Origin of the sequence: Candidatus Nanopelagicus hibericus (assembly GCF_002288005.1) — a bacterium.
GTDB classification, from domain to species: Bacteria; Actinomycetota; Actinomycetes; order Nanopelagicales; family Nanopelagicaceae; genus Nanopelagicus; species Nanopelagicus hibericus.
In genome coordinates, this window is the sequence record NZ_CP016771.1 from 1,070,215 (window position 1) to 1,092,239 (window position 22,025).

The window sequence follows — 22,025 nt, forward strand, 5'->3', positions numbered from 1 at the left end:
TTATTCCTTTGGGTATGCCGGCTTATTTACTTTTATCTCCTCGAGTCGGGTGAGTGACTCAATTCTTTCAATCTTGTGGTCAACAATTGGTTTTACATACCCCTTGCTGTATCCATCAGGATGTTCCCAAGGTTCATGTATTTCAATACCTTTTATATGAGCAAGCTCTGGCACATACTTTCGAACATAATCTCCCTTTTCATCAAACCTTTTTCCCTGCTCTACTGGATTAAATATCCGATAGTAGGGGGATGCATCGGTGCCACAACCTGCGGTCCACTGCCAACCATGAGCATTAGATGCTACGTCATAATCAATTAAGTGCTCTCGGAAAAACCTCTCACCTAATTGCCACTCAAGGTGTAAATCTTTAACTAAAAAGGATGCCACCACCATACGTGTTCGATTGTGCATCCACCCTTCAATCAACATCTGTCGCATTGCAGCATCAACAAATGGATATCCAGTTTTGCCCTCACACCAAGCTTTAAATTGATCACCTGGTTTGTCATATCGCATCTTCGCAAACTGAGGTGCGTAGTAATCTGTTTCGGTATGTTGGTTGTGAAATAAGACATCAGCGTAAAACTCTCGCCAAGCAATCTCTTTTCGAAAAACATCATGTGCCTTGCTCTCACCCAGTGGCGCCAACAAAGTTCTGGGATGGATCTCTCCCCACTTTAAATGGGCACTCATTTTGCTAGTGCCATCGATTCCCGCAATATTTCTTGCCTGGTCATACTCATTTAAACCATTTTTTTGAAAGTACTTAAATCTTTCTATCGCTGCCCTCTCACCAGCTGGCGTTATTTTTGTGCCCGCTGGCAATTTCCAATCTGGGAAGTTGCGATCATCAGCTGCTGGCTTGAGGGCGTTGATTATCTCTGGCTTTTCAGCTGGCTTACGCCAACCATGAGCACACCATGCCTTATAAAACGGTGTGTAAACCCGGTAGGGCGTTGCATCAGTTGGCTTTCGTACTCGACCAGGTGCAACTGCGTAAGGTGAACCCGTTCTTACTAATTTAATCCCTGCTGCTTCAATCTTATTGTCTCGGTTAGCTCCATATGGTTCATACTCTGTTGCAATGTGCACTGAGCTTGCGTTATACCGTTTTATTAAATCATTTAATACAGTTAGTTGATCCCCAGCAATCACATTTAACTTCTTATCAAGTGAATCATCTAGGTGATGAAGTGATTGTGCAAGGTATGCCAGCCGCTTACTACCAGCGCTTTTTATTAATGTTGGATCCAAAATAAATACCGGAACTATCTCATCACTTTCTGCAAGCGCAGCAAGTAAAGCTGGGTTGTCGCTAATTCTTAAATCTCGCCGAAACCAAACAATTGATCGCAAAGCCATTGGGTAATTCTAGGAGTGAAGTGACTCCACACTCTCATCCCAGCCCTTAACATCCTTTGGCTTTCTAGGCCCTGGACCAACATATCTAGCAGAGGGGCGAATAATTCGCCCAGTTTTCTTTTGTTCCAAAATATGCGCAGACCAGCCAGCAGTTCTAGCTGCAGTAAACATTGATGTAAACAAGTTGGCGGGAACTTTGGCGAAATCCAAAATTATGGCTGCCCAAAACTCCACATTAGTTTCTAATACTCGATCTGGTTGGCGTGCTTTTAATTCAGCTAGCGCAGCCTTCTCAAGTGCCAATGCCACTTCATATCTTGGTGCGTTCAACTCTTTAGCGGTGCGGCGTAGTGTGCGAGCACGTGGATCCTCAGCGCGATATACCCGATGTCCAAATCCCATCAACCGCTCATGTTTATCTAAAATTGATTTAACATATTTTTCAGCATCGCCAGTTTTTTCTACCGCCTCGATCATATTAAGAACTCGAGCAGGAGCACCACCATGTAATGGTCCACTCATCGCACCAATTGCACCTGAGATGGAAGCTGCAACATCCGCACCCGTTGATGCAATTACTCGGCCAGTAAAAGTTGATGCATTCATGCCATGTTCAGCAGCTGAAACAAAATAAGCATCTATTGCGCGCACATGCACAGGATCTGGCTCACCACGCCATCTGATCATCATCCGCTCAACTACCGTGTGTGCTTTATCAATCTCTGATTGTGGAATCGCTTGCGCAATTGTGCCGCGGGCTGATTGGGCAACATAAGACAAGACCATCACTGAAACTCTGGCCAGATTACTTCTTGCCTCTTCATCTGAAATATCAAGTAACGGTTTTAATCCCCAAGCAGGTGTAAGCATGGCAATTGCAGATTGCACATCCACTCGCACATCACCGGTGTGTACTGGAATTAAAAATGGTTCAGCTGGAGGAAGTCCTGGATTAAACTCATCATCTACTAATAAGCCCCAGACATTTCCAAAGGTGACTCGGCCAACTAAATCTTCAATATCAACGCCACGATACCTAAGCGCGCTACCCTCTTTGTCAGGTTCGGCAATCTTTGATTCAAAGGCAATTACACCCTCTAAGCCGGGCTTAAAATCATCTGCCACAAAATCTCCCTTAGCGTGCTACGGATCATATTGTGCTACCTACTCGGCAATGCTACAAATCAGATCGAAAGTGAGGTTGGATAGAACTATGAGTAGCAGAGAAGATATCGCAGCAATGCGCAGGCAGTACGGTGAGATCGGATTAATAGAGAGTGAAATGCCAGCAAACCCCTTCTCACTCTTTGATACCTGGCTAAAACAGGCAGCTGAGAACGAAATTATTGTGGAGCCCAACGCCATGGTCTTATCAACCATTGCAGATGATTCACCAACTAGTAGAACTGTGCTACTAAAAGATTTAACTCAGAGTGGCTTTACATTCTTTTCTAATTACGGCTCCAATAAGGCAAAGCAAATTGATGAGAACAAAAATGTCTCACTCTTATTTCCATGGTATCCAATGGAGCGGCAGGTCATAGTTTTAGGAAGTGCCAAAAAAATAAGCCGCAGCGACTCTGAAAAATACTTTGCTTCCCGGCCACGTGGCTCTCAAATCGGTGCGTGGGCGAGTGAACAATCTATGGAGTTAAGTTCAAGAGCTGAGTTAGAAAAAAAGTTTAAGGAGTTTGAGAGTAAGTGGCCAGAGGGTTCGCAGATTCCGACACCGCAAGGTTGGGGCGGCTATGTGGTGGATCCAATATCAATTGAATTCTGGCAGGGGCGGTACTCAAGGCTGCATGATCGAATTCGATATATCAGGGGGAAAGATAATAATTGGCAGATCAAACGACTCAACCCCTAATATCTACCAATGAGTGAATTAAAGATCCCAGAAAATCTAAAACCAACAGATGGCAGATTTGGTTGTGGGCCTTCAAAAATCCTACCTAACTCAATTGCAAATTTAGCTACTAATTATGGAAAAGTTTTAGGAACTAGCCACCGCCAAAAACCAGTCAAAGAGGTAGTAGGCGCAGTACGAGGTGGTTTGAAATCTTTGTTTTCATTGCCAGATGGTTATGAAGTAGTACTGGGAAATGGTGGCTCAACCGCCTTTTGGGATATTGCCACCTTTGGTTTGATTGAAAAGAAATCTCAACACTTAGTATTTGGTGAGTTCTCATCTAAGTTTGCTGCTGCCGCAAAAGCTGCGCCAATGATTGAAGATCCCACTGTAATTAACGCTGAGCCAGGATCTCATCCAGTTGTAAAAATAGAGGCAGATATTGATGCCTACGCACTTACGCATAATGAAACTAGCACTGGCGTGATGATGCCAATCATTAGGCCACAGGGTGCTAATGATGCGCTAGTTCTGGTGGATGCTACAAGCGCTGCGGGTGGATTGTCATTAGATATTACCCAGTCAGATTGTTACTACTTTGCGCCGCAAAAATCTTTTGCCTCTGATGGCGGATTGTGGATTGCAATCATGAGCCCGGCAGCAATTGTGCGGGTTGAAAAAATAAAAGCAAGTGGCAGATGGGTGCCAGCATTTTTTGATCTTTCAATTGCAATTGAAAATTCTCGGCTTGATCAAACCTATAACACACCCGCACTTGCTACCTTAATTTTATTAGCTGAACAAATTAAGTGGATGAATGAAAATGGTGGCTTAAAGTTTGCAGCCGGGCGAAGTGCTGATTCAGCAAGTAGGCTTTATAAGTGGGCCGAAACCACCAGCTACACCACACCATTTGTGACCGATCCTGCAATGCGATCTAAGGTAGTTGGCACAATCAATTTGATCGATTCAATTGACGCACTTGAAGTGGCAAAAATATTGCGTGCAAATGGCATTGTAGATACTGACTCTTATCGAAAACTTGGAAAGAATCAACTGCGAATTGGTATGTTTCCAGCGGTTGAACCAGATGATATTGACGCTCTTACTAAATGTATTGATTATGTAGTGGCGGCAATTAGCAAATGATGAGCGCAAAGTTTCGTAGAGCGGTAACTATTGCAATCTTGTTTGGCATGGTTACTATGGTTTTAATCAGCGGCCTGTAGGGGTATTATCAAGATATGAAAGAGGCGATATTTGTAATTGCCATGGGCATCGTGCTTTGGATAATCGCACTTGTGTTTGCCATCGTTATGAATGCCAGCTCCACTGTTTTGTGGATCTGTTTGATTGGGGCATTACTAGGAGTTGTCGGACTTCGCTACACAATCAGACGTGGTCGAAAAGGCACGCTTTAATTTCCATCTACTTGTGAGGCAATACCTCGTAAGACCTTTGCTAAGCGCTCTGCATCTGCTGAGGTTGCACGCCCGCTACGAAGTGAGTTGCTATAGCGATCTAAAATTTTAATCGTATCCTCAATCATTGCTGCTAAATCATCATTTTTGCCGCGTGAGCCGGTTGACATAGTTGGTGGCGCCTCAACAATTGAAACTGATAGTGCTTGTGGTCCACGTCTGCCATCTGCAATAGAAAACTCTAACTTTGTGCCAGGTTTAACCGTTGCAACTCCTTCAGGCAATGCTGCAGCTGCAAGATAAACATCTTCACCCTCATCATTGGAAATAAAACCAAAACCCTTTTCCAAACTAAACCATTTAACACGACCGCTAGGCATTGGTATCTCCCTTCAAAATTTAGTGTTCGTTTAGGCCATCTACCTCATGGACAGATGCTTAGTTTAACCCACTTAAGAAGGTGGGCGTTAGTGGTTATTCAGCCTTAATTAGCGCCTCTGAGTGTGCGCCACAGCCATGATCAAAGGACACCACCCGAGCATCCTCAGGTGAAATGGCATTAGAACAAACACCAAACGCCCCGCGAAGTGAGCCGGCAATTGGAATAAAAAATCCACAAGAGGAGCATGGTTTTGGCGCAGCTTTTGCAATTGCAGCGCGTGGTCCACGATCACCTTCATACCATCGCTTACTTGCAGCATCACGGCCAACTACTGATAGCACTCGCGCTCTACCTAAACCAAACTCAAATAATTGTGAAACCTCTAGCTCTTCATCCTCTGGCAACATTGCATACGCTGGGGTTAATCGCTCATCATCTGGAGCAGTTGGCACAATATCGCCAACACCAATATCACCTGGCTGAATTCTTTGTGAGTATGGCACCCAATCTGGTGCTAACAATGCTTTTGTACCTGGCAATAAAACTACATCACAGATTGTGGCAGCACTCTCCTCGTCAACCTTTGCAGCGGTGACCGCCCACAGCCAGCCGTTGTATCCTGGCAATTTTGCATGAAACAAATAAGTAGCAACTCTTTCTTCATCAGAATCAATTGAATACAACTCACCGACATACTCGCTCTTGCCAGAATCTTCAATCGCAGCTTGTTTGGCAAGTGATAAAACTCCAAAAAGATCAGTTTTGTTTACCTCAACCTCAATTTTTGCTGGGTAGGTTTTTTTTGGTGCAATGTAAGGTTTTCTTACAATGGCAGGAGCAGCTGGTGCTTCAATTTTAGGTTTGGCAATTGCTTCTAAGATCGCCTCATCAACTGGTGCTTCTGGCTCTGCCACCAATGAGCTCGCGCTTTTACGCAGCTTCTTAAATAATGATTTTTTCTTTGCCATCTCTAAATTGTATTCTGTAAATGATTAAAATGAAAAAGCCCCCACTTTTAAGCGGGGGCTTTTTCTATATTTTCTAATCTCTTAGAAATCCATTCCGCCGCCGTCGCCACCTGGCATTGGTGCTGCTGGCTTTGGCTCTGGTTTATCTGCAATTACCGCCTCAGTTGTTAAGAACAAAGCTGCAATAGATGCTGCATTTTGTAGCGCTGATCTAGTTACTTTTGCTGGATCAATAATTCCACTCTTGATCATGTCAACATACTCACCAGTGGCAGCATCTAAACCAAACCCTGCCTCTAAGCCACGAACCTTTTCTACAACTACGCCACCCTCAAGGCCAGCATTAATTGCAATCTGCTTAAGTGGTGATTCAACTGCGTACTCAACAATTTTGCCACCAGTTGCTTCATCGCCACTTAGCTTTAATTTTGCAAAGGCAACCTTTGATGCCTGAAGTAATGCCACGCCACCACCAGCAACAATTCCCTCTTCTACCGCTGCCTTAGCGTTGCGAACTGCATCTTCAATTCGGTGCTTGCGCTCTTTAAGTTCAACCTCAGTAGCAGCCCCTGCCTTAATTACCGCTACACCACCAGCAAGTTTTGCCAACCGCTCCTGTAATTTCTCGCGGTCATAATCAGAGTCACTCTTTTCAATCTCACTTCGGATCTGATTAACCCGACCCTTAATTTGATCTGCATCTCCGCCGCCTTCAACAATTGTTGTCTCTTCTTTGGCAATAACAACCTTACGGGCGGTGCCAAGTAATTCAACGGTGGTTTGATCAAGCTTTAATCCGACCTCCTCTGAGATTACGGTAGCGCCAGTTAATATTGCAATATCTTGCAGCATTGCCTTGCGACGGTCACCAAAACCAGGGGCTTTAACTGCAACAGATTTAAATGTGCCCCGAATCTTATTTACTACCAAGGTTGAAAGTGCTTCACCTTCAACATCTTCGGCAATAATCATCAGTGGCTTGCCGGTTTGCATTACCTTCTCAAGGATTGGTACTAGATCCTTGATATTTGTAATCTTGGCATTGGCAATTAGAATGTAAGCATCTTCCATAACTGTTTCCATACGTTCGGTGTCAGTGACAAAGTAAGCAGAGATATAACCCTTATCAAATCGCATACCCTCAGTCAGCTCTAACTCCAGACCAAATGTATTGCTCTCTTCAACGGTAATTACACCCTCTTTACCAACCTTATCCATCGCCTCTGCGATCATCTCACCGATTGTGGAGTCAGCAGCTGAGATCGAAGCGGTGGCTGAGATCTGCTCTTTAGTTTCAACTGGCTTTGCCATCTTTAATAACTCTGTTGAGATTGCCTCGACCGCTTTTTCAATTCCACGCTTTAATGACATGGGATTTGATCCGGCTGCAACATTTCGAAGTCCCTCGCGCACCATTGCTTGTGCTAAAACTGTGGCAGTTGTGGTGCCATCACCGGCAACATCATCAGTCTTCTTTGCAACCTCTTTAACTAAATCTGCACCAATCTTCTCCCATGGATCATCTAATTCAATCTCCTTGGCAATTGAGACACCATCATTGGTAATAGTTGGCGCTCCCCATTTTTTCTCCAGCACAACGTTGCGACCACGGGGCCCAAGGGTCACCTTGACCGCATCTGCTAATACATTCATGCCGCGCTCTAAGCCGCGACGAGCCTCTTCATTGAAGGCAATCATCTTTGCCATTGTTTTTCTCCCTCTATTTGTTTCTTAAGGACTACCAGGTGTTTTTATCACTCACACCCTTTGAGTGCTAAGGCCAAATCTAGAGGATTTATTCCAGATGCGCCAAATGAGGTGAGGGCGGATGCGGGCGGATAAGGGCGGATTAAAGGTTAAAGCCCAGTTTGCTGCTGCTGCGACCTTGGGTACGGCTATCTCGAAGCCTAAGAAGCCGCTTTACCAATATTGGATCAGCCATTACCGCAGCTGGCTTATCAATTAGGTTATTTAATAATTGATAGTAGGCAGGTGGGGTTAAGTTAAACAACTCTTTAATTGAACTTTCCTTCGCCCCTGCATGGCGCCACCAGGTGCGTTCAAAATCCAACATTTTTATCTCAAACTCAGATAGCCCAGATGATGCTGGGTCATTAAGCGGAGCGAGATTTTCAACCATTGGCCTATCTTAAAAGAAAGGTGTGACAAAGAGTGGATTTAAGTTAGAGCGTGGCGAGAATCTCGGCAATATCCTCTTCATTAGTCCAGGGATTAACTATCGCAAATCGCAAGATTGGTTTTCCCTTATGTGCTGATGGGGTGACAAAGCCAATTTGGTCTGCTAACAATTTATCACTCCATTTTTCATAATCATCACTACTCCATCCCACCCGTTCAAAGGCAACGATAGAGAGAATCGGCTCCATTAATAACTTTAGATTTGGATGATTGCGTACCTGTTCCGCTGCATTTTTAGCAACCTCCATAGTTCGCTCCATTGCTTTTGCATACTCAGCGGTGCCGTGGGCGGCGAGTGAAAACCAAAATGGTAATCCTCGAGCTCGCCTAGTTAAATGAATTGCATAATCAGATGGATTCCACTCATCATCCTCTTCCAAAGTTTCAAGATAAGCGGCTTTTTGTAGATGTGCTTTCTTTGCAAGCTTTGGATTTCTATAAATCAAGGCACAAGCATCAAAAGGGGCGAACAACCATTTGTGTGGATCAACAATTAATGAATCAGATAGCTCCACACCATCAAATAATGGACGCACCGATGGGGCACAAAGTGCGGCCAAGCCATATGCACCATCAACATGAAACCAGATTCCGCGCTCTTTGGCGCAAGCTGAAATACTTTTTAAGTTATCAATTATTCCTAGATTTGTTGTACCGGCGGTTGCGACAATTGCAAATATTTGATGGCCAGGATTTTCTTGATGGTATTTATCAATCGCAGTTGCGCAGGTCTCACCTTGCAGCGCGCCATCTTTATCTGGCTTAATTAACAAAATACCAACATCCATAACCTCGGCAGCGGATTTGATTGATGCATGCGAATCCGCACTTGCAGCAATTACCCACCTAGTGACATCTTTTCGTTTACCTCTAAAGGTGTTTCTGGCGGTTACTAAGGCAGATAAATTTCCAATGGTGCCACCTTGCACAAATACCCCACCTGAAGTGCTTGGCATGCCAGCTAAATCTGAGATCCACTTAAGTGCTTGATTTTCGGCAAAGACAGCTCCCGCTCCCTCAAGCCATGAGCCGCCGTAGAGTGCTGAGGCACCAACTACTAAATCAAATAAGTTTGCATACTCACTGGGTGCAGATGGAATAAATGCTAGATACCGTGGATGATCAGTTGAGATACAGGCTGTTGCTAATACATCTTTAAATAATTTGAGAGTTTCATGCCCACCTAATCCCTTTTCGGTGATGGTATTTCCAGCTAATTCGTACAACTCCTGCGCACTTTTTGGGCCATCAAGAGGTGGATCTTTGCGCAAGCGAATCAGTGAGTACTCAAGTACCTCTTTGGCTAGCTCCTCAACCTCAGCTGTGAACTGGTGCATTTGCTTCCGCGTAATCTTTTCGGTTTGCGCTGCGAATTAAATTTCTAATCATGGTTGGAAAAACCAAGATGTGAAATGGTGCTACTGCCCACCAATAAAGTCGGCCAATTAAGCCAAGTGGGGCGTAGGAGGCCTCTTGGGTCACCTGGCTTTTACCATTAGGTAGTTGCTTGATTTTAAATTCCAACCAAGCTTTGCCTGGCAAAATCATCTCAGCATAAAGCTTTAATGATTTTCCTGGCTCCATAGATTCAACCCGCCAAAAATCTAATGACTCTCCCACTCTTAAATGAACTGGATCTCTTCTTCCCCTTCGCAGGCCAACTCCGCCAATCATCCGATCCAATAAACCCCTTAAGTACCAAAGAAAATCAGCACCGTAATATCCGTTGTCACCACCGATCTCCTCAATTGCAACCCATAAATTTTTCATAGAAGCATCAGTGATTCGCACCCGCACATCTTTAGATATTGACTCACCCGCCCAATCTGGATCACTCTGTGCCTTTTGCCATGGCGCAGTTGGAGTGGTGGCATCTGACCAACGAGTTATTACCGTGTTACTTGATACTTTATCTAATGCCAGGGAGATTGCTCGCTCTACATCAGTTAATCCTTCAGGTGGCGGTGGAATTAAGTTGTTCAGTGATTTTTTTGGATCTGCGACTACCTCACTAATTAAAGAGCCAACTAATGGCCGCGCAAGTCCAGTTGGTACTGGAGTCACAAAGCCAATCCAAAGGCTTGAAAGCTTTGGTGTTAAGACTGGCACTCTGATAATGATTCGCTTTCGAAGTCCAGATAATTTGGCAAACTTTTGCATCATGTCGGCATAAGTCAAAACCTCTGGCCCGCCAATATCAAATACGCCCGAAACTGGTTTAGCTAATTCTGCGGCATGCTTTAAATACCAAAGTACATCTCTAATCGCAATTGGATGAGTTTTATTCATAACCCACTTAGGAGTGGTCATTATTGGTAATCGGTGAGTCAAATGTCGAAGCATCTCAAAGGAGGCAGAACCAGAGCCAATAATTATTCCAGCTCTAATCTCCATCACTGGAACTGTGGTTGAGGCTAGTGATTTACCGGTATTCGCTCTGGATTGCAGATGCTTACTAGTTTTTTCATCGTTGTTAATGCCGCCTAAATAAATAATTTGTTTTACACCGCAACTCTCAGCTGCCTTGGCGAAATTGAACGCCATTTCAGATTCAATTTGATCAAAATTAGGACCTAAGTTAATAGAGTGCAAAAGATAAAAAGCGGTGTGGATCCCAGTTAATGCATTCACAGTAGATTGGTAATCCGATGCGTTTCCTACTGCAATATCAACTGCTGAAGCCCAGGTATGGCTCTGTGCTTTGTTAATATCGCGGACAAAAACCCGAACATTCATCTCATCATTAAGAAGTGATGTGACTAACCTGCCGCCAACATATCCAGAGGCACCGGTAACTAAGATTTTGCGCTCATCCGTCATGGTGAAAACAGTAGACTTAACCTGTGAATAAACCAAAGGTAGTTATTTTAGGTGGCGGGTTTGGTGGGCTTGCTGCCGCTAGAGCGCTACATAAATTGACCGATGTCACAGTTGTTGATCGCCATAACTTTCAAACCTTCCTGCCTTTGCTTTATCAGGTATCAACTGCAGGACTTGCCGCAGATCATGTGGCTTACCCCATAAGAGGAGCACTTCGTGGCACAAAGGTTAAATTTCGAATGGGTTCACCGATTGCAATTGACCATAAAAACAAAGAGGTAAAACTAGATAGCAGTGAGGTTTTAAAGTTTGATCATTTAATTGTTGCCTTAGGTTCAGTGACTGCAGATTTTGGTGTTGCTGGAGTAAGTGAGTTTGCACTGGGAATGAAAACTGTCCATGAAGCACTAACTATCAGGGCTGAGATTATGCGAAGGTTTGAAGATCTTTGCAGGTTTGAAGATGACACAAAATTTTCAATTGCAGTAGTAGGTGGTGGTCCAACCGGTGTGGAGATGGCAGGGGCGATTGCAGAGTTAATTCGTGGGCCGCTAAAACATGATATGCCAAAGGTTGCGGGCAATATTCAGGTTTCATTAATTGAAGCAGGCCCAAGAGTCTTGCCATCATTTGCATCATCACTATCTGCTCGAACCAAGAAAGATTTAGAAAAACTGGGCGTAAAGGTATTAGTAAATGCTGCGGTAGAAAAACTTGAGCATCGAAAAATTACTTTAAAAGATGGCAGTGTGCTGCAATCTGAGATAACTATTTGGGCAGCTGGGGTAAAAGGATCTGATGCGATGTCGCAATTGGCGCTACCAGTTGCTGGTAATCGAATTGCGGTTGAGCCAACTATGCAGGTAAAAAACTACCCATATATTTGGGCATTAGGTGATATCGCTGGTGCTATCGGTGCAGATGGCAAAGGTTTACCGATGGTTGCACCTGTTGCAATTCAACAGGGAAAATTCATAGCAAAACAAATTGCCAGAGTTAGTGAGAATAAGCCCCTTACTAATTTCAAATATCTTGATAAGGGATCTATGGCAACAATTGGCAGAAATAAAGCGGTAGTGCAGGTACGAGGAATTAAAATTGCAGGGCCAATTGCCTGGCTTGCTTGGTTATGGCTACACCTGTTTTACCTATTAGGCGGCCGAAATAAGATTGGCACTATGGCTGATTGGACTTGGAATTACCTGACCTTTGATCGCGGCAATCGCCACATCATGGATTCAAATTAAGTTTTAAACTATGGCAAAACCGGTTTATCGAAAGTACATAAAAATTGATGGCCACCAAATCTGGTCGGTTAAATGGCAGAAGAATGGCGAACCGGTGGTGTTGCTACATGGCGGACTTAGCCATACTGCAAAATGGGAAAAGAAAATTCTGCCAGCAGTTGCTGCCACCCATGAACCATTTGCTTATGATCGAACCGCCCATGGTTATACCAAGGTTAGGCCTGGGTATATGCACTTTGATTTTCAAGTTAAAGAGCTGGTTGCGTTTATTAAAACTGTGATTAAAAAACCAGTTCACATTATTGGCTGGAGTGATGGTGGCAATATTGGATTACTGGCAGCGATTAAATATCCAAAATTAGTAAAATCTTTAGTGGCAATTGGTGCAAACTACACCTATGACGCAGGCTTATCATTTGATTTAGACAATGTCGAGGTATCACCTGAAGAGTCTGCAAACTTTGTCAGGATGAGTAAACAAGATCCAAAATTACTGCTAGAGATTAAGAAAAAAGCTTTTAAAGTTTGGCAAACCGAACCAAAGATACGGCTATCGCAACTTAAGAAGATTAAGTGCCCAGTATTAATATTGGCAGCAGATGATGAGCCATTTACCAGCCAGATGACATTTAAAATGTATGAAGGGATTCCAAATGGCAGGCTTGCGGTGATACCAGGTGCATCTCATAATTTAGTAAGTGAAAAACCAAAGTTAATGCAGGCAGTAATTAAAGATTTTTATAAATCACTCAGCTTTCCAATGACCAAGATGCCTAATAGACGTGCTAAACAACAAGAGAAGATTTTAAGAAACTCTTAACTCTGCAGGTGCTCCTTTTGGTACAAATGGTTTATTAGGTAGTACTGCGGAGATCTTGCGATAAGCGGTGTTTTGCGCAGGACGTGTGTCTGCCTCACCTTTATTTGGCCAGAAGGAAAAAGCTCGCTCAGCTTGAGCAGTAATTGTCAGTGATGGGTTTACACCAAGATTTGCAGTAACTGAGGCACCATCAACAATATGCAGAGTCGGATAGTTATAAACCCGATGGTAGGGATCAATCACTCCAGTTTTAATCGAGTCACCAATAACGCACCCGCCAACAAAGTGTGCGGTGAAAGGTGCGTTAATTAGATCGCCAATATGGCCACCTGCAATACCGCCATTATTTTCCGCAATTCTTCTGGCCACCTCATTGGCAGCTGGTATGTAGGTTGCGTTTGGGGTGAGTGAATCATTTTTAGAGGTTAATCGAAAACCAAATAAGCCTTTTTTTCCTTTTACGTTAATAGCTGAATCAACGTTTTGCATTATCAACGCCACCACTGTCCGCTGACTCCACTGCCTAACATCTAATATCTTTAAAACCAAGGAGGGCTTGGTAATCACTTGGCGCAACCACTGCCTTCTTCGATCTTTAATATTTGTGCCATCTGTCATTACTGTCTGAAGCAAGCCCATGAAATTACTTCCCTTGCCATATCTAACTGGCTCAACATGGGTGTGATCATCTGGAAAAAATGATGAGGTGATGGCAGAGCCAGCAGAGAAGTCAGTTCCGCCTTTTGGCATGATACTGCCGGTAAGTGCCTCGCTATTAGTTCTAGATAATTTGCCTAACTGCTCTGAAAGATTAGGTAGCACAGAATCTGATTTCATCTTATGTAGCAGTTTTTGGGTGTTATATGTACCAGCTGCAACTACAACTTGAGATGCAGTAAAGACTCGCTTGCCGCCAAACCAGGCAGAGCTTTTGCGAGCAGTAACTTTCCAACTGCCATCTAGTAATTGTTCAGTTTTAATCACAGTGTGCTCAGGAAATACCTTTGCTCCCGCTTTTTCAGCCAAACCCAAGTAATTCTTAGGCAATGTATTTTTAGCATTATGCCGGCAACCGGTCATACACCCGCCACATTGCAAACACCCATCTCGATCTGGACCTACACCGCCAAAAAATGGATCCTTAGATTTAATCCCAACTCCATCACCAAAATAAACTCCAAGGGGCGCTAATTTAAATGTGTGACCCACTCCCATTTGATCCGCTACCTCTTTCATCGCTTTATCTGAAGGAGAAAAATATGGGTTTTGGGCGACTCCTAACATTCGAGAGGCTTGGTCATACCAGGGAGATAACTCACTCTGCCAATCAGTGATGTGTTTCCATTGTTTATCTTCAAAGTAAGAGGCAGGTGGTTTATATAAAGTGTTTGCATATACCAATGAGCCGCCACCAACACCAGCTCCTGCTAAAACTAAAACATCTGGCAGCACATGGATCCGTTGAATCCCACGAAGTCCAAGACGGGGCAGATATAAAAATCTGCTCAGTCGCCAAGAGGTTTTTGGAAAATCCTTATCGTTAAATCTTCTGCCCGCCTCAAGCACTGCGACCCTATAGCCTTTTTCAGTAAGGCGAAGTGCGGCAACAGAGCCGCCGAAGCCAGAGCCAATTACCACCACATCAAAATCGGCTGATTTCATAATCAAACTCTACTTTGATTACTTAGCAATAATAAGTAGTTAAAACTGGAGCCCCCCGTCAGGATTGAACTGACGACCTGCCGCTTACAAGGCGGCTGCTCTACCACTGAGCTAGAGAGGCGGGTTTATAGGGGCGTAATTATGCCATGAATAAATCAACATAATCTCCGCTGCGGATTTAGGCAATAAAATCTAGTAAGTTGCCCGTATGCGTCTTGGCGTCTTAGATGTTGGCTCAAATACTGTGCACTTGCAAATTGTTGATACCGCCCCTGGGGCTAGACCAAATCCAACTTTTAATTACAAAGAGGAGCTTCGGCTAACTCAATATATATCTACTGAAAATCTTGTTTCAGATGATGGGGTAGAAAAACTTCGAAGTTGTATCAAGCGAGCGATAGAACAATCCTCTGCAGTACAGACGCAAGAGTTATTGCCTTTTGCAACCTCAGCATTACGTGAGGCTAGAAATGGTGATGAGATAATCAAATCAATAAATAAGGATTTTAATATTGATCTACAGGTTTTATCTGGCGAGGAGGAGGCGAAGTTAACATTTTTAGCTGCAAGACGTTGGTTTGGTTGGTCCAGTGGGCGGCTATTGGTAATTGATATTGGCGGTGGCTCACTTGAAATGGCGGTCGGTGTGGATGAATCTCCAGAGGTTGCTATCTCACTTCCACTTGGTGCAGCAAGGTTAACTAAGGAGTTTTTAAAAGGTGATCCTTACACTGATAAAAGTATTAGGGCGCTTCGAGATCATATTGAAAATAAACTTGAGCAAATCCTGCCATCATTAGTCAAGCACCAAGAGAGCGACCGAGCAATTGCAACTAGCAAAACCTTACGCACTTTAGCTAGATTGGCAGGAGATTGGTTTGATGGCGGTGGGAAGAATTTAACTGTTGAGGCAATTAGAAAAATCTCACCGAAATTGGCAGATATGGATGAGAGCTCTAGAGCTAAATTACCTGGGGTTTCTGAGAACCGAGCATCTCAAATAGTTGCCGGCGCCTTTGTTGCCGAGAGTGTGATGCGAAATTTAGATATCAAGGAGTTAGAGATTTGCCCGTGGGCACTTCGTGAGGGAGTGATCCTTAAATGGCTTGATTGGATGGAAGCTTAAGTTGTAGGTGCATCAATTCGATCTATTTGAATTATCTCTTTACCAATTCTGTGAATGACCCAGGCATCTGCTGGATACAATTTTTCTTCATCTGATTCAACATCAGATTTCTTAGTTAATTTATTTAATACCTTAGGCAGAATTGGGTTATGGCTACATAACAGTGCGCGTTTGTCACTCTTAATTAAATCTCTGGCGTAATCAAAGGCATCCTCCTTATCCTTTTTAAATGCGCTCTCACTCAAATTATTGCTGACCTCAAGTCTTAAACCCAACGCTTTAGCCATTGGCTCGACAGTGTCATAGCAACGAATTGCATCTGAGGTGTGGATCTGCTCAAGATTAAACGCTTGGTAGATCGACAACAATCTTTTTGCCTGCATTTGGCCCAGTGAATCAAGTGGTCGATCATCATCATCGCCCTGCCACTCATCGCGGCTGAGCGCTTTTGCGTGTCTTAAAAGTACTAATGGCTTACTTTCATATTTCAATTTATTAAATTTGCTTAGTATTTCTTTATCAGATTCTAAGCTTAAAAATTTAGCAGCTTTTGCAGCCTCTACCCATTTAATTGCATCAACTTCTGAGTTGGGAGTAAAGGTATTTTCTTTTACTACCTGCGCTGACCAAAATGAAACCTGCTTTGGGCCATCAAGTGATTGATATTTGACTTCACCTAAATACATACCAAATTCAGTTTCAATACTTGTCTCTTCTATCACTTCACGATAGGCACAAGCTATTGAAGACTCGCTGAGCTCTACTTTTCCCTTAGGAATGGTCCAGTCATTATATTTTGGTCGGTGGATTACTGCTATTTCAATTTTCTTCTCTTTGCTTTTACGCCAAACCAGCGCGCCAGCTGCCAAAATAATTTTGCTCACGAATGAACTCGGTATGAATCAATCATTACCGACTGCAACTCAGCTAGTGGACTTCCGGTTGGATCTTGGTTAACTCGCAGCCATTTACCATCTGGCAGCAGATGCCAGGCGGCAGTATTTGATGAAAGATAAAGATCAAAAATTTTAATTAATTCCTTTTTGTGCTCATCTCGTGCCACTCGCACTAAAGATTCAACCCTTCGGTTTAGATTTCGATCCATTAGATCAGCGCTGCCGATATAGATTTCATCATCCCCACCATTGGCAAAGTGAAAGATTCTTGAGTGCTCCAGGAATCGGCCCAGAACAGATCTGACCCTGATGTTTTCTGAAACACCTGGAATTCCAGGCAAAATTGCACAAATTCCTCGCACCACAAGATCTATCTCAACTCCTGCCATTGAAGCCAAATACAGCGCCTCAACAAACTCTTCATCTAGGAGTGAATTTAGTTTTAGCCTAATGAAAGCATGCTTGCCCGCTTTTTTGTTTTCAATTTCGCGATTTATCTTTTCCAATAACCCAGGGCGAATTGTTCGAGGAGCAACTAGTAAGCGGTTGTAAGTGGATTGTGGGGCAAAGCCAGAGAGTTGATTAAATAATATATTTAAATCTTCACCTAATTGATCTTCAGCACTTAATATTCCCAAATCTTCATACATGCGAGCAGTTTTAGGATGGTAATTTCCAGTGCCAACATGGCAGTACCTGCGCACAACACTGCCCTCTTGGCGCACCACCAATGATAATTTCGCATGAGTCTTAAACCCAACTAAGCCATAAACCACATGGACACCCACATCTTCTAGCTTCCTGGCCCATCTAACATTTGCCTGTTCATCAAACCTTGCCCTAATTTCAATTACCGCTAGAACTTGTTTACCAGCCTCTGCCGCCTCAATTAAGGCATTAACAATCGGTGAATCACCAGAGGTTCTATAGAGTGTTTGTTTTATAGCCAGCACATCTGGATCAGTTGCTGCTGCCTCTAAAAACCTTAAAACTGAGGAGTTAAAAGAGTCGTAGGGATGATGCAGCAATATTTCATGCCGCCTAATAGCTGCAAAAAACTCCTCATTGGAGTCTTGATCAATTTCGCGAAACTCTTTCGTGATTTGGTTTCTAAAAGGAGCAAACTTCAATTCTGGACGATCAAGATCAGCAATAATATTTAATCCGGTTAGATCTAATGGCTCCTTATATCTAGAGATATCCTCCTCCCTAATTGATAACTCAACTTTCAATCGCTCTAAAAGTCCTGGCTTAATATCAATTGGAACTTCAAGTCTTACTGGCGGGCCAAATTTGCGACGAAGCAACTCCGCCTCCATTGAAACCAGGAGATTTTCTGACTCCTCCTCCTCCAGCTCCAGATCAGCATTTCGAGTGAGCCGGAAGGTGTAGTAATCCTCAATCTCCATCCCTGGAAATAATTTATCTAGATTGGCGATAATTACCTGCTCGATTGTAATAAACCTGGTGCTGGCAAACTCTTTGGTTTGAATAAATCTTGGAAGTGATGAAGGAACTTTGACCCTAGCAAATAACTCTTCATGAGTATCTGGCTTTCTTACCAACACCGCTAGATTTAATGAGAGCCCAGAAATATAGGGAAATGGATGAGCTGGATCTACTGCTAACGGCGTTAGCACTGGAAAGATCCGGTCAGTAAAGATTTTGTTTATGTAGTTTTTTTCCTCATCATCTTGCTCTTTCCATTTAATAAAACTTATCCCAGCCTCTGCCAATTTGACACGTATATCATTTTGAAAACACTCCGATTGTCGTTGAATTAGTGATTGAGTTTTTTTAGAGATCTCACTCATTAACTCAATTGGGGAATACCCTGCACTGTTTGCTTTTGTTACACCACTTTCTAGCTTCCTCTTCAAAGTAGCGACCCTGATCATAAAAAAATCATCGAGGTTTGAGGAAAATATGGAAAGAAAACGGCACCGCTCGAGCAGTGGAGTAGTTTTATCTTCAGCCAACTCTAAAACCCGCTCATTGAAAGCAAGCCAACTTAACTCTCTATCAATTAATCGCTGACGTGGATTAGTTGAAATCAGATGTTGACTCATGTGAATATTGTGCTGGATAAAGGTTAACAAGTGGTAATCAGTAGGCTAACTCAGCGCTTATTCCATTTCACTGGCACTTGATGCTTGGCACTTCTGCCATCTCCGGAGGATGTACCACGTACTCTGCGCCAAATCCAAGGAAGTACAAAAACTAAAATCCAGCTTATATTAGAAATAACTCTTACTAATCTATTTTTAGGTTTGTCTGGCACCGGCGGAATTTTCCAATTTGAATCAAACTCATAACCTAATCTTTCTAGTACTAAATTTGCCAATCGATAGTGCCCTTCGGTGTTCATATGTAATCGATCAAATGCTAAGAATTTTCTGGTATTTAAAAACTCAGCCTGCCTTCCTTCAAACAGTATTACTGGATACTTAGCTGCAGCAGCTCTGACATTTTCATTAAAATTACTAAATCTCATATGCCATAGGGCGGCGCTTCTACCTTTGCCTTCAACCTTATCGATTACTGTCCAGATAATTACCGTAGCTCCAGCATCAGTTAATTGCTTCACTGCTTTTTCATATTCAGGCAAAGAAATTTCCGGCTTATAGTTTGGGCGGAGCACATCATTGGCACCAGCATGAAATGAGACCAATGTTTGTTTTCCTTCAATATATGCCACCGCTCTAGGGACTTGATCTTCTGCTACCTGCTTGAGTAATTTGCCTCTGACTGCCAAATTCATATAGGTGAACTCTGGGTTATCTTTTGCTAACCCATCTGCCACCCGATCTGCCCAACCGCGGTATTGACCTTTAATTTCTTCATCCTTCATACCTTCAGTCATGGAATCACCGAGTGCTATAAATCTTGTGTAAACCAACTTACTTACCTCGTTCTGCCGATACCTGATACATAACTATTGCTGTTGCCACACTGGCATTTAAAGATTCAACTGAGGATTGCATGGGAATTGAAACTACAAGATCACACTTTTCTCTCACTAATCTAGATAATCCCTTGCCCTCACTGCCAACAATAATATAAATAGATTCACTAGCTAAATTCATTTTTGCTAATTCGACATCACCTTGCGCATCTAAGCCAACTACAAAACAGCCAGCTTTTTTAGCATCTTCAATTGATCTAACTAGGTTGGTTACTTGACTAATTGGCATTCGAGCTGCCGCTCCTGCTGAAGCCTTCCAAGCAGAACCTGTCATAGCAGCATTTCTCCGCTCTGGGATTACTACTCCATCTGCGCCAAAGGCTGCAGCAGATCTAACTACTGCGCCTAAATTGTGAGGATCGGTAATTGAATCGAGTCCAATTAACATCATTGGTTTTTTAGCACTTGCTATTAGCTTTGAAAACTCTGTGTAGTTGAAAGGTTTAATTACTAAGGCAATACCTTGATGGTTTGAAAAACCAGTTAAATCATCAAGTGCTCGGCGGGGAATCTCTTTTATCGGCAGGTCAGCATTTTTAGCTAATCTGATCGCTTCTGAAATTTTCTCATCCATCTCAACTTTTATTGCAATCACTAACTCTTTGGCGGGAATCTTTGCTCGTAGCGCCTCTACAACTGAGTTCTTACCAGCTACCGCATCTTGGGTAGAGCCCCTTCTATCAAATCTTTTTTCAGGACGATCACCTCTGCGATCCTCTCGTTTTATCTCTCTATCATTCACCTTTACTGGTTTGCGAAATCCTTTACGAGCATCACTCCTTTCATCTCGGTGATTATCTCGTTTTTCAGGACGTGCAACCGCACTTCGCTCAACTCTTTTATTACTGCCACTCTTACCTCCACGGGCAAAAGATTTGGCACCCTTTGGTCGATCCTTACGTGATCTACCTGGTTTCATTAATAACTCCACCTTGGGCCATTGGCTGTGTCTTCTACTGTAATGCCAAGTGAGGCGATCTGATCACGTATTTGATCTGCAGCGGCAAAATCTTTTCGCAATCTGGCAGCCTCTCGTTGCTCGAGTGCTAATTTGATAAGCCCATCAATTGCTGCACTATTTGAAGTATTAGATTTGAATGCAGCATCCTTTGGATCACAACCAAGTATTGATAAAGCACCTCGAATTTCACTAGCTGTTTTGGCAATTACCTTCTTATCATCAGCTGCGCTATTTCCAATTCGCATACTTTCAGCAATAAACGCAAGTGCCTGTGGGACCGCTAAATCATCATTCATTGCGCTAGCAAACTCATCTGCAATTAATATTTCAGGTTCTTTTCCTAAGAGACTCTCTGCTCTACTTAAAAAAGCCTCAATCCGCTTAAATGCAGTCGCAGACTCTGCTAGTGCTTCAAATGAAAACTCCAGCATGCTGCGGTAATGGGCGCTTCCTAAATACCAACGCAGTTCAATTCCCCGAACTTTTTTTACAACCTCAGCAACCTGAAGTGAATTACCAAGTGATTTACTCATCTTCTCACCACTAGTTGTAACCCAAGCATTATGCATCCAAGTGTTTGCAAAACTAAAGCCAGCAGCATTTGATTGGGCTATCTCATTTTCATGATGCGGAAAAATTAAATCAAGACCGCCGCCATGAATATCAAATGATTCACCAAGATAGGCATGTGCCATCGCTGAGCACTCAATATGCCAACCAGGCCTGCCATCACCCCATGGAGTTGGCCATGATGGTTCACCTTTTTTAGCAGCTTTCCAGAGTGCGAAATCTTTTGGATCTTTTTTAAACTTAAGATCTGCATCATCTGCTACCAATAGATCATCTAGTTTTTGGTTGGACAGATCTAAATAGTTTTTTACCTTTCTCACCTCAAGATAAACATCACCATTTCCTGGGGCGTAAGCAGATCCGTTGTCAATTAACTTACTTATTAGCTCAATCATTTGGGTGATATGCCCAGTGGCTCTGGGTTCAGCTGTAGGTGGTAGAACATTTAGATTGTTGTAAGCATCGGTAAAAGCTCTTTCATATTTTGCTGCTACCTGCCACCAGGTGATCTCTTCATGGCCAGCATTATGAATAATCTTGTCATCGATATCTGTCACATTTCTAATAAACGTTACCTTATAGCCAGAGGCGATTAACCAGCGACGTAAAATATCAAAATTCACGCCACTTCTAATATGACCAACATGGGGAGGTGCTTGCACGGTGGCGCCGCACAGATAAATTCCAACCTCACCCTTTTTTATTGGTTTAAATACAGAAAGTTTTCGGCTCTTGGTGTCATAAAGACTTAATGAACTCATTTAGGAATTTTAC

20 protein-coding genes and 1 tRNA gene are annotated in these 22,025 nt (G+C 43.1%); 6 read left to right on the forward strand and 15 right to left on the reverse strand.

Annotation, left to right across the window (positions count from 1 at the left end; genetic code table 11):
- Both B1s21160_RS05490 and B1s21160_RS05495 read right to left on the reverse strand, forming a co-directional pair.
- Entirely contained in the window at positions 1-1,365 is a 1,365-nt protein-coding gene (locus B1s21160_RS05490) for a cryptochrome/photolyase family protein (RefSeq protein WP_095672721.1), read from the reverse strand.
- Between the two features lie 9 nt (positions 1,366-1,374).
- Entirely contained in the window at positions 1,375-2,490 is a 1,116-nt protein-coding gene (locus tag B1s21160_RS05495; RefSeq protein ID WP_095672722.1) for a citrate synthase 2, read from the reverse strand.
- A gap of 88 nt (positions 2,491-2,578) precedes the next feature.
- On the opposite strand from B1s21160_RS05495, the gene pdxH reads away from it, so the two are divergent.
- The 3 genes from pdxH (at position 2,579) to B1s21160_RS05510 (ending at position 4,635) form a co-directional block, all read left to right on the forward strand.
- Positions 2,579-3,232 carry a pyridoxamine 5'-phosphate oxidase gene (gene pdxH / locus B1s21160_RS05500; RefSeq protein ID WP_041887847.1) on the forward strand — a complete coding sequence of 218 codons (654 nt, stop codon included), beginning with the start codon at positions 2,579-2,581 and terminating at the stop codon, positions 3,230-3,232.
- Positions 3,233-3,241: 9 nt separating this feature from the next.
- Positions 3,242-4,363, forward strand: a complete 1,122-nt coding sequence (gene serC, locus B1s21160_RS05505; protein WP_095672723.1) for a phosphoserine transaminase — start codon at positions 3,242-3,244, stop codon at positions 4,361-4,363.
- 95 nt (positions 4,364-4,458) lie between these two features.
- Positions 4,459-4,635 carry a DUF2530 domain-containing protein gene (locus B1s21160_RS05510; protein ID WP_095672724.1) on the forward strand — a complete coding sequence of 59 codons (177 nt, stop codon included), beginning with the start codon at positions 4,459-4,461 and terminating at the stop codon, positions 4,633-4,635.
- Here the strand turns inward: B1s21160_RS05510 and B1s21160_RS05515 are convergent.
- The 6 genes from B1s21160_RS05515 to B1s21160_RS05540 all read right to left on the reverse strand — a co-directional run bounded on the left by B1s21160_RS05515 (position 4,632) and on the right by B1s21160_RS05540 (position 11,004).
- The gene (locus B1s21160_RS05515) at positions 4,632-5,015 is read right to left on the reverse strand and encodes a cold-shock protein (protein ID WP_041887843.1); all 384 of its coding nucleotides are present in this window, start codon (positions 5,013-5,015) and stop codon (positions 4,632-4,634) included. The two genes, B1s21160_RS05510 and B1s21160_RS05515, sit on opposite strands and share 4 nt — an antisense overlap.
- Positions 5,016-5,109: 94 nt before the next feature.
- Positions 5,110-5,985 carry a DUF3027 domain-containing protein gene (locus B1s21160_RS05520; protein WP_095672725.1) on the reverse strand — a complete coding sequence of 292 codons (876 nt, stop codon included), beginning with the start codon at positions 5,983-5,985 and terminating at the stop codon, positions 5,110-5,112.
- A gap of 81 nt (positions 5,986-6,066) precedes the next feature.
- Positions 6,067-7,692, reverse strand: a complete 1,626-nt coding sequence (groL, locus tag B1s21160_RS05525) for a chaperonin GroEL (protein ID WP_095672726.1) — start codon at positions 7,690-7,692, stop codon at positions 6,067-6,069.
- Positions 7,693-7,834: 142 nt separating this feature from the next.
- Positions 7,835-8,125, reverse strand: a complete 291-nt coding sequence (locus tag B1s21160_RS05530) for a DUF3263 domain-containing protein (protein WP_041887839.1) — start codon at positions 8,123-8,125, stop codon at positions 7,835-7,837.
- Between the two features lie 43 nt (positions 8,126-8,168).
- Positions 8,169-9,521, reverse strand: coding sequence for a pyridoxal phosphate-dependent decarboxylase family protein (locus tag B1s21160_RS05535; protein ID WP_095672727.1), 1,353 nt, complete (start codon positions 9,519-9,521; stop codon positions 8,169-8,171).
- Positions 9,502-11,004 (reverse strand): SDR family oxidoreductase, encoded by a 1,503-nt coding sequence (locus B1s21160_RS05540; protein ID WP_095672728.1) that lies wholly within the window; start codon positions 11,002-11,004, stop codon positions 9,502-9,504. The genes B1s21160_RS05535 and B1s21160_RS05540 overlap by 20 nt, the downstream gene beginning before the upstream one ends.
- A gap of 23 nt (positions 11,005-11,027) precedes the next feature.
- On the opposite strand from B1s21160_RS05540, the gene B1s21160_RS05545 reads away from it, so the two are divergent.
- Both B1s21160_RS05545 and B1s21160_RS05550 read left to right on the forward strand, forming a co-directional pair.
- Positions 11,028-12,251: an NAD(P)/FAD-dependent oxidoreductase gene (locus B1s21160_RS05545; RefSeq protein WP_095672729.1), complete on the forward strand. Its 1,224-nt coding sequence runs from the start codon at positions 11,028-11,030 to the stop codon at positions 12,249-12,251.
- A 10-nt stretch (positions 12,252-12,261) separates the two neighbouring features.
- Positions 12,262-13,071 (forward strand): alpha/beta fold hydrolase, encoded by an 810-nt coding sequence (locus tag B1s21160_RS05550; protein ID WP_095672730.1) that lies wholly within the window; start codon positions 12,262-12,264, stop codon positions 13,069-13,071.
- Here the strand turns inward: B1s21160_RS05550 and B1s21160_RS05555 are convergent.
- A complete protein-coding gene (locus B1s21160_RS05555) occupies positions 13,057-14,733 on the reverse strand; it encodes a GMC family oxidoreductase N-terminal domain-containing protein (protein WP_095672731.1) in 1,677 nt (558 codons plus the stop codon). The genes B1s21160_RS05550 and B1s21160_RS05555 overlap by 15 nt on opposite strands.
- Before the next feature lie 46 nt (positions 14,734-14,779).
- A tRNA-Thr gene (locus B1s21160_RS05560) sits at positions 14,780-14,854 on the reverse strand.
- An 87-nt stretch (positions 14,855-14,941) separates the two neighbouring features.
- Here B1s21160_RS05560 and B1s21160_RS05565 point away from each other — a divergent pair.
- Positions 14,942-15,859 (forward strand): Ppx/GppA family phosphatase, encoded by a 918-nt coding sequence (locus B1s21160_RS05565; protein WP_095672732.1) that lies wholly within the window; start codon positions 14,942-14,944, stop codon positions 15,857-15,859.
- Here B1s21160_RS05565 and B1s21160_RS05570 read toward each other — a convergent pair.
- The 5 genes from B1s21160_RS05570 to cysS are packed head-to-tail and all read right to left on the reverse strand — an operon-like array spanning position 15,856 to position 22,012.
- A complete protein-coding gene (locus tag B1s21160_RS05570) occupies positions 15,856-16,743 on the reverse strand; it encodes an NUDIX hydrolase (protein WP_095672733.1) in 888 nt (295 codons plus the stop codon). The two genes, B1s21160_RS05565 and B1s21160_RS05570, sit on opposite strands and share 4 nt — an antisense overlap.
- Positions 16,740-18,824 carry an RNA degradosome polyphosphate kinase gene (locus tag B1s21160_RS05575; protein WP_095672734.1) on the reverse strand — a complete coding sequence of 695 codons (2,085 nt, stop codon included), beginning with the start codon at positions 18,822-18,824 and terminating at the stop codon, positions 16,740-16,742. Before B1s21160_RS05575 ends, B1s21160_RS05570 begins: the two co-directional genes overlap by 4 nt.
- Before the next feature lie 50 nt (positions 18,825-18,874).
- Positions 18,875-19,654, reverse strand: a complete 780-nt coding sequence (locus tag B1s21160_RS05580) for an SGNH/GDSL hydrolase family protein (protein WP_223297950.1) — start codon at positions 19,652-19,654, stop codon at positions 18,875-18,877.
- A 1-nt stretch (position 19,655) separates the two neighbouring features.
- On the reverse strand, positions 19,656-20,639 hold the full coding sequence (rlmB, locus tag B1s21160_RS05585) for a 23S rRNA (guanosine(2251)-2'-O)-methyltransferase RlmB (RefSeq protein WP_095672736.1): 984 nt from the start codon (positions 20,637-20,639) through the stop codon (positions 19,656-19,658).
- Positions 20,639-22,012: a cysteine--tRNA ligase gene (gene cysS, locus B1s21160_RS05590; protein WP_095672737.1), complete on the reverse strand. Its 1,374-nt coding sequence runs from the start codon at positions 22,010-22,012 to the stop codon at positions 20,639-20,641. Before cysS ends, rlmB begins: the two co-directional genes overlap by 1 nt.
- Positions 22,013-22,025: the final 13 nt, after the last annotated feature.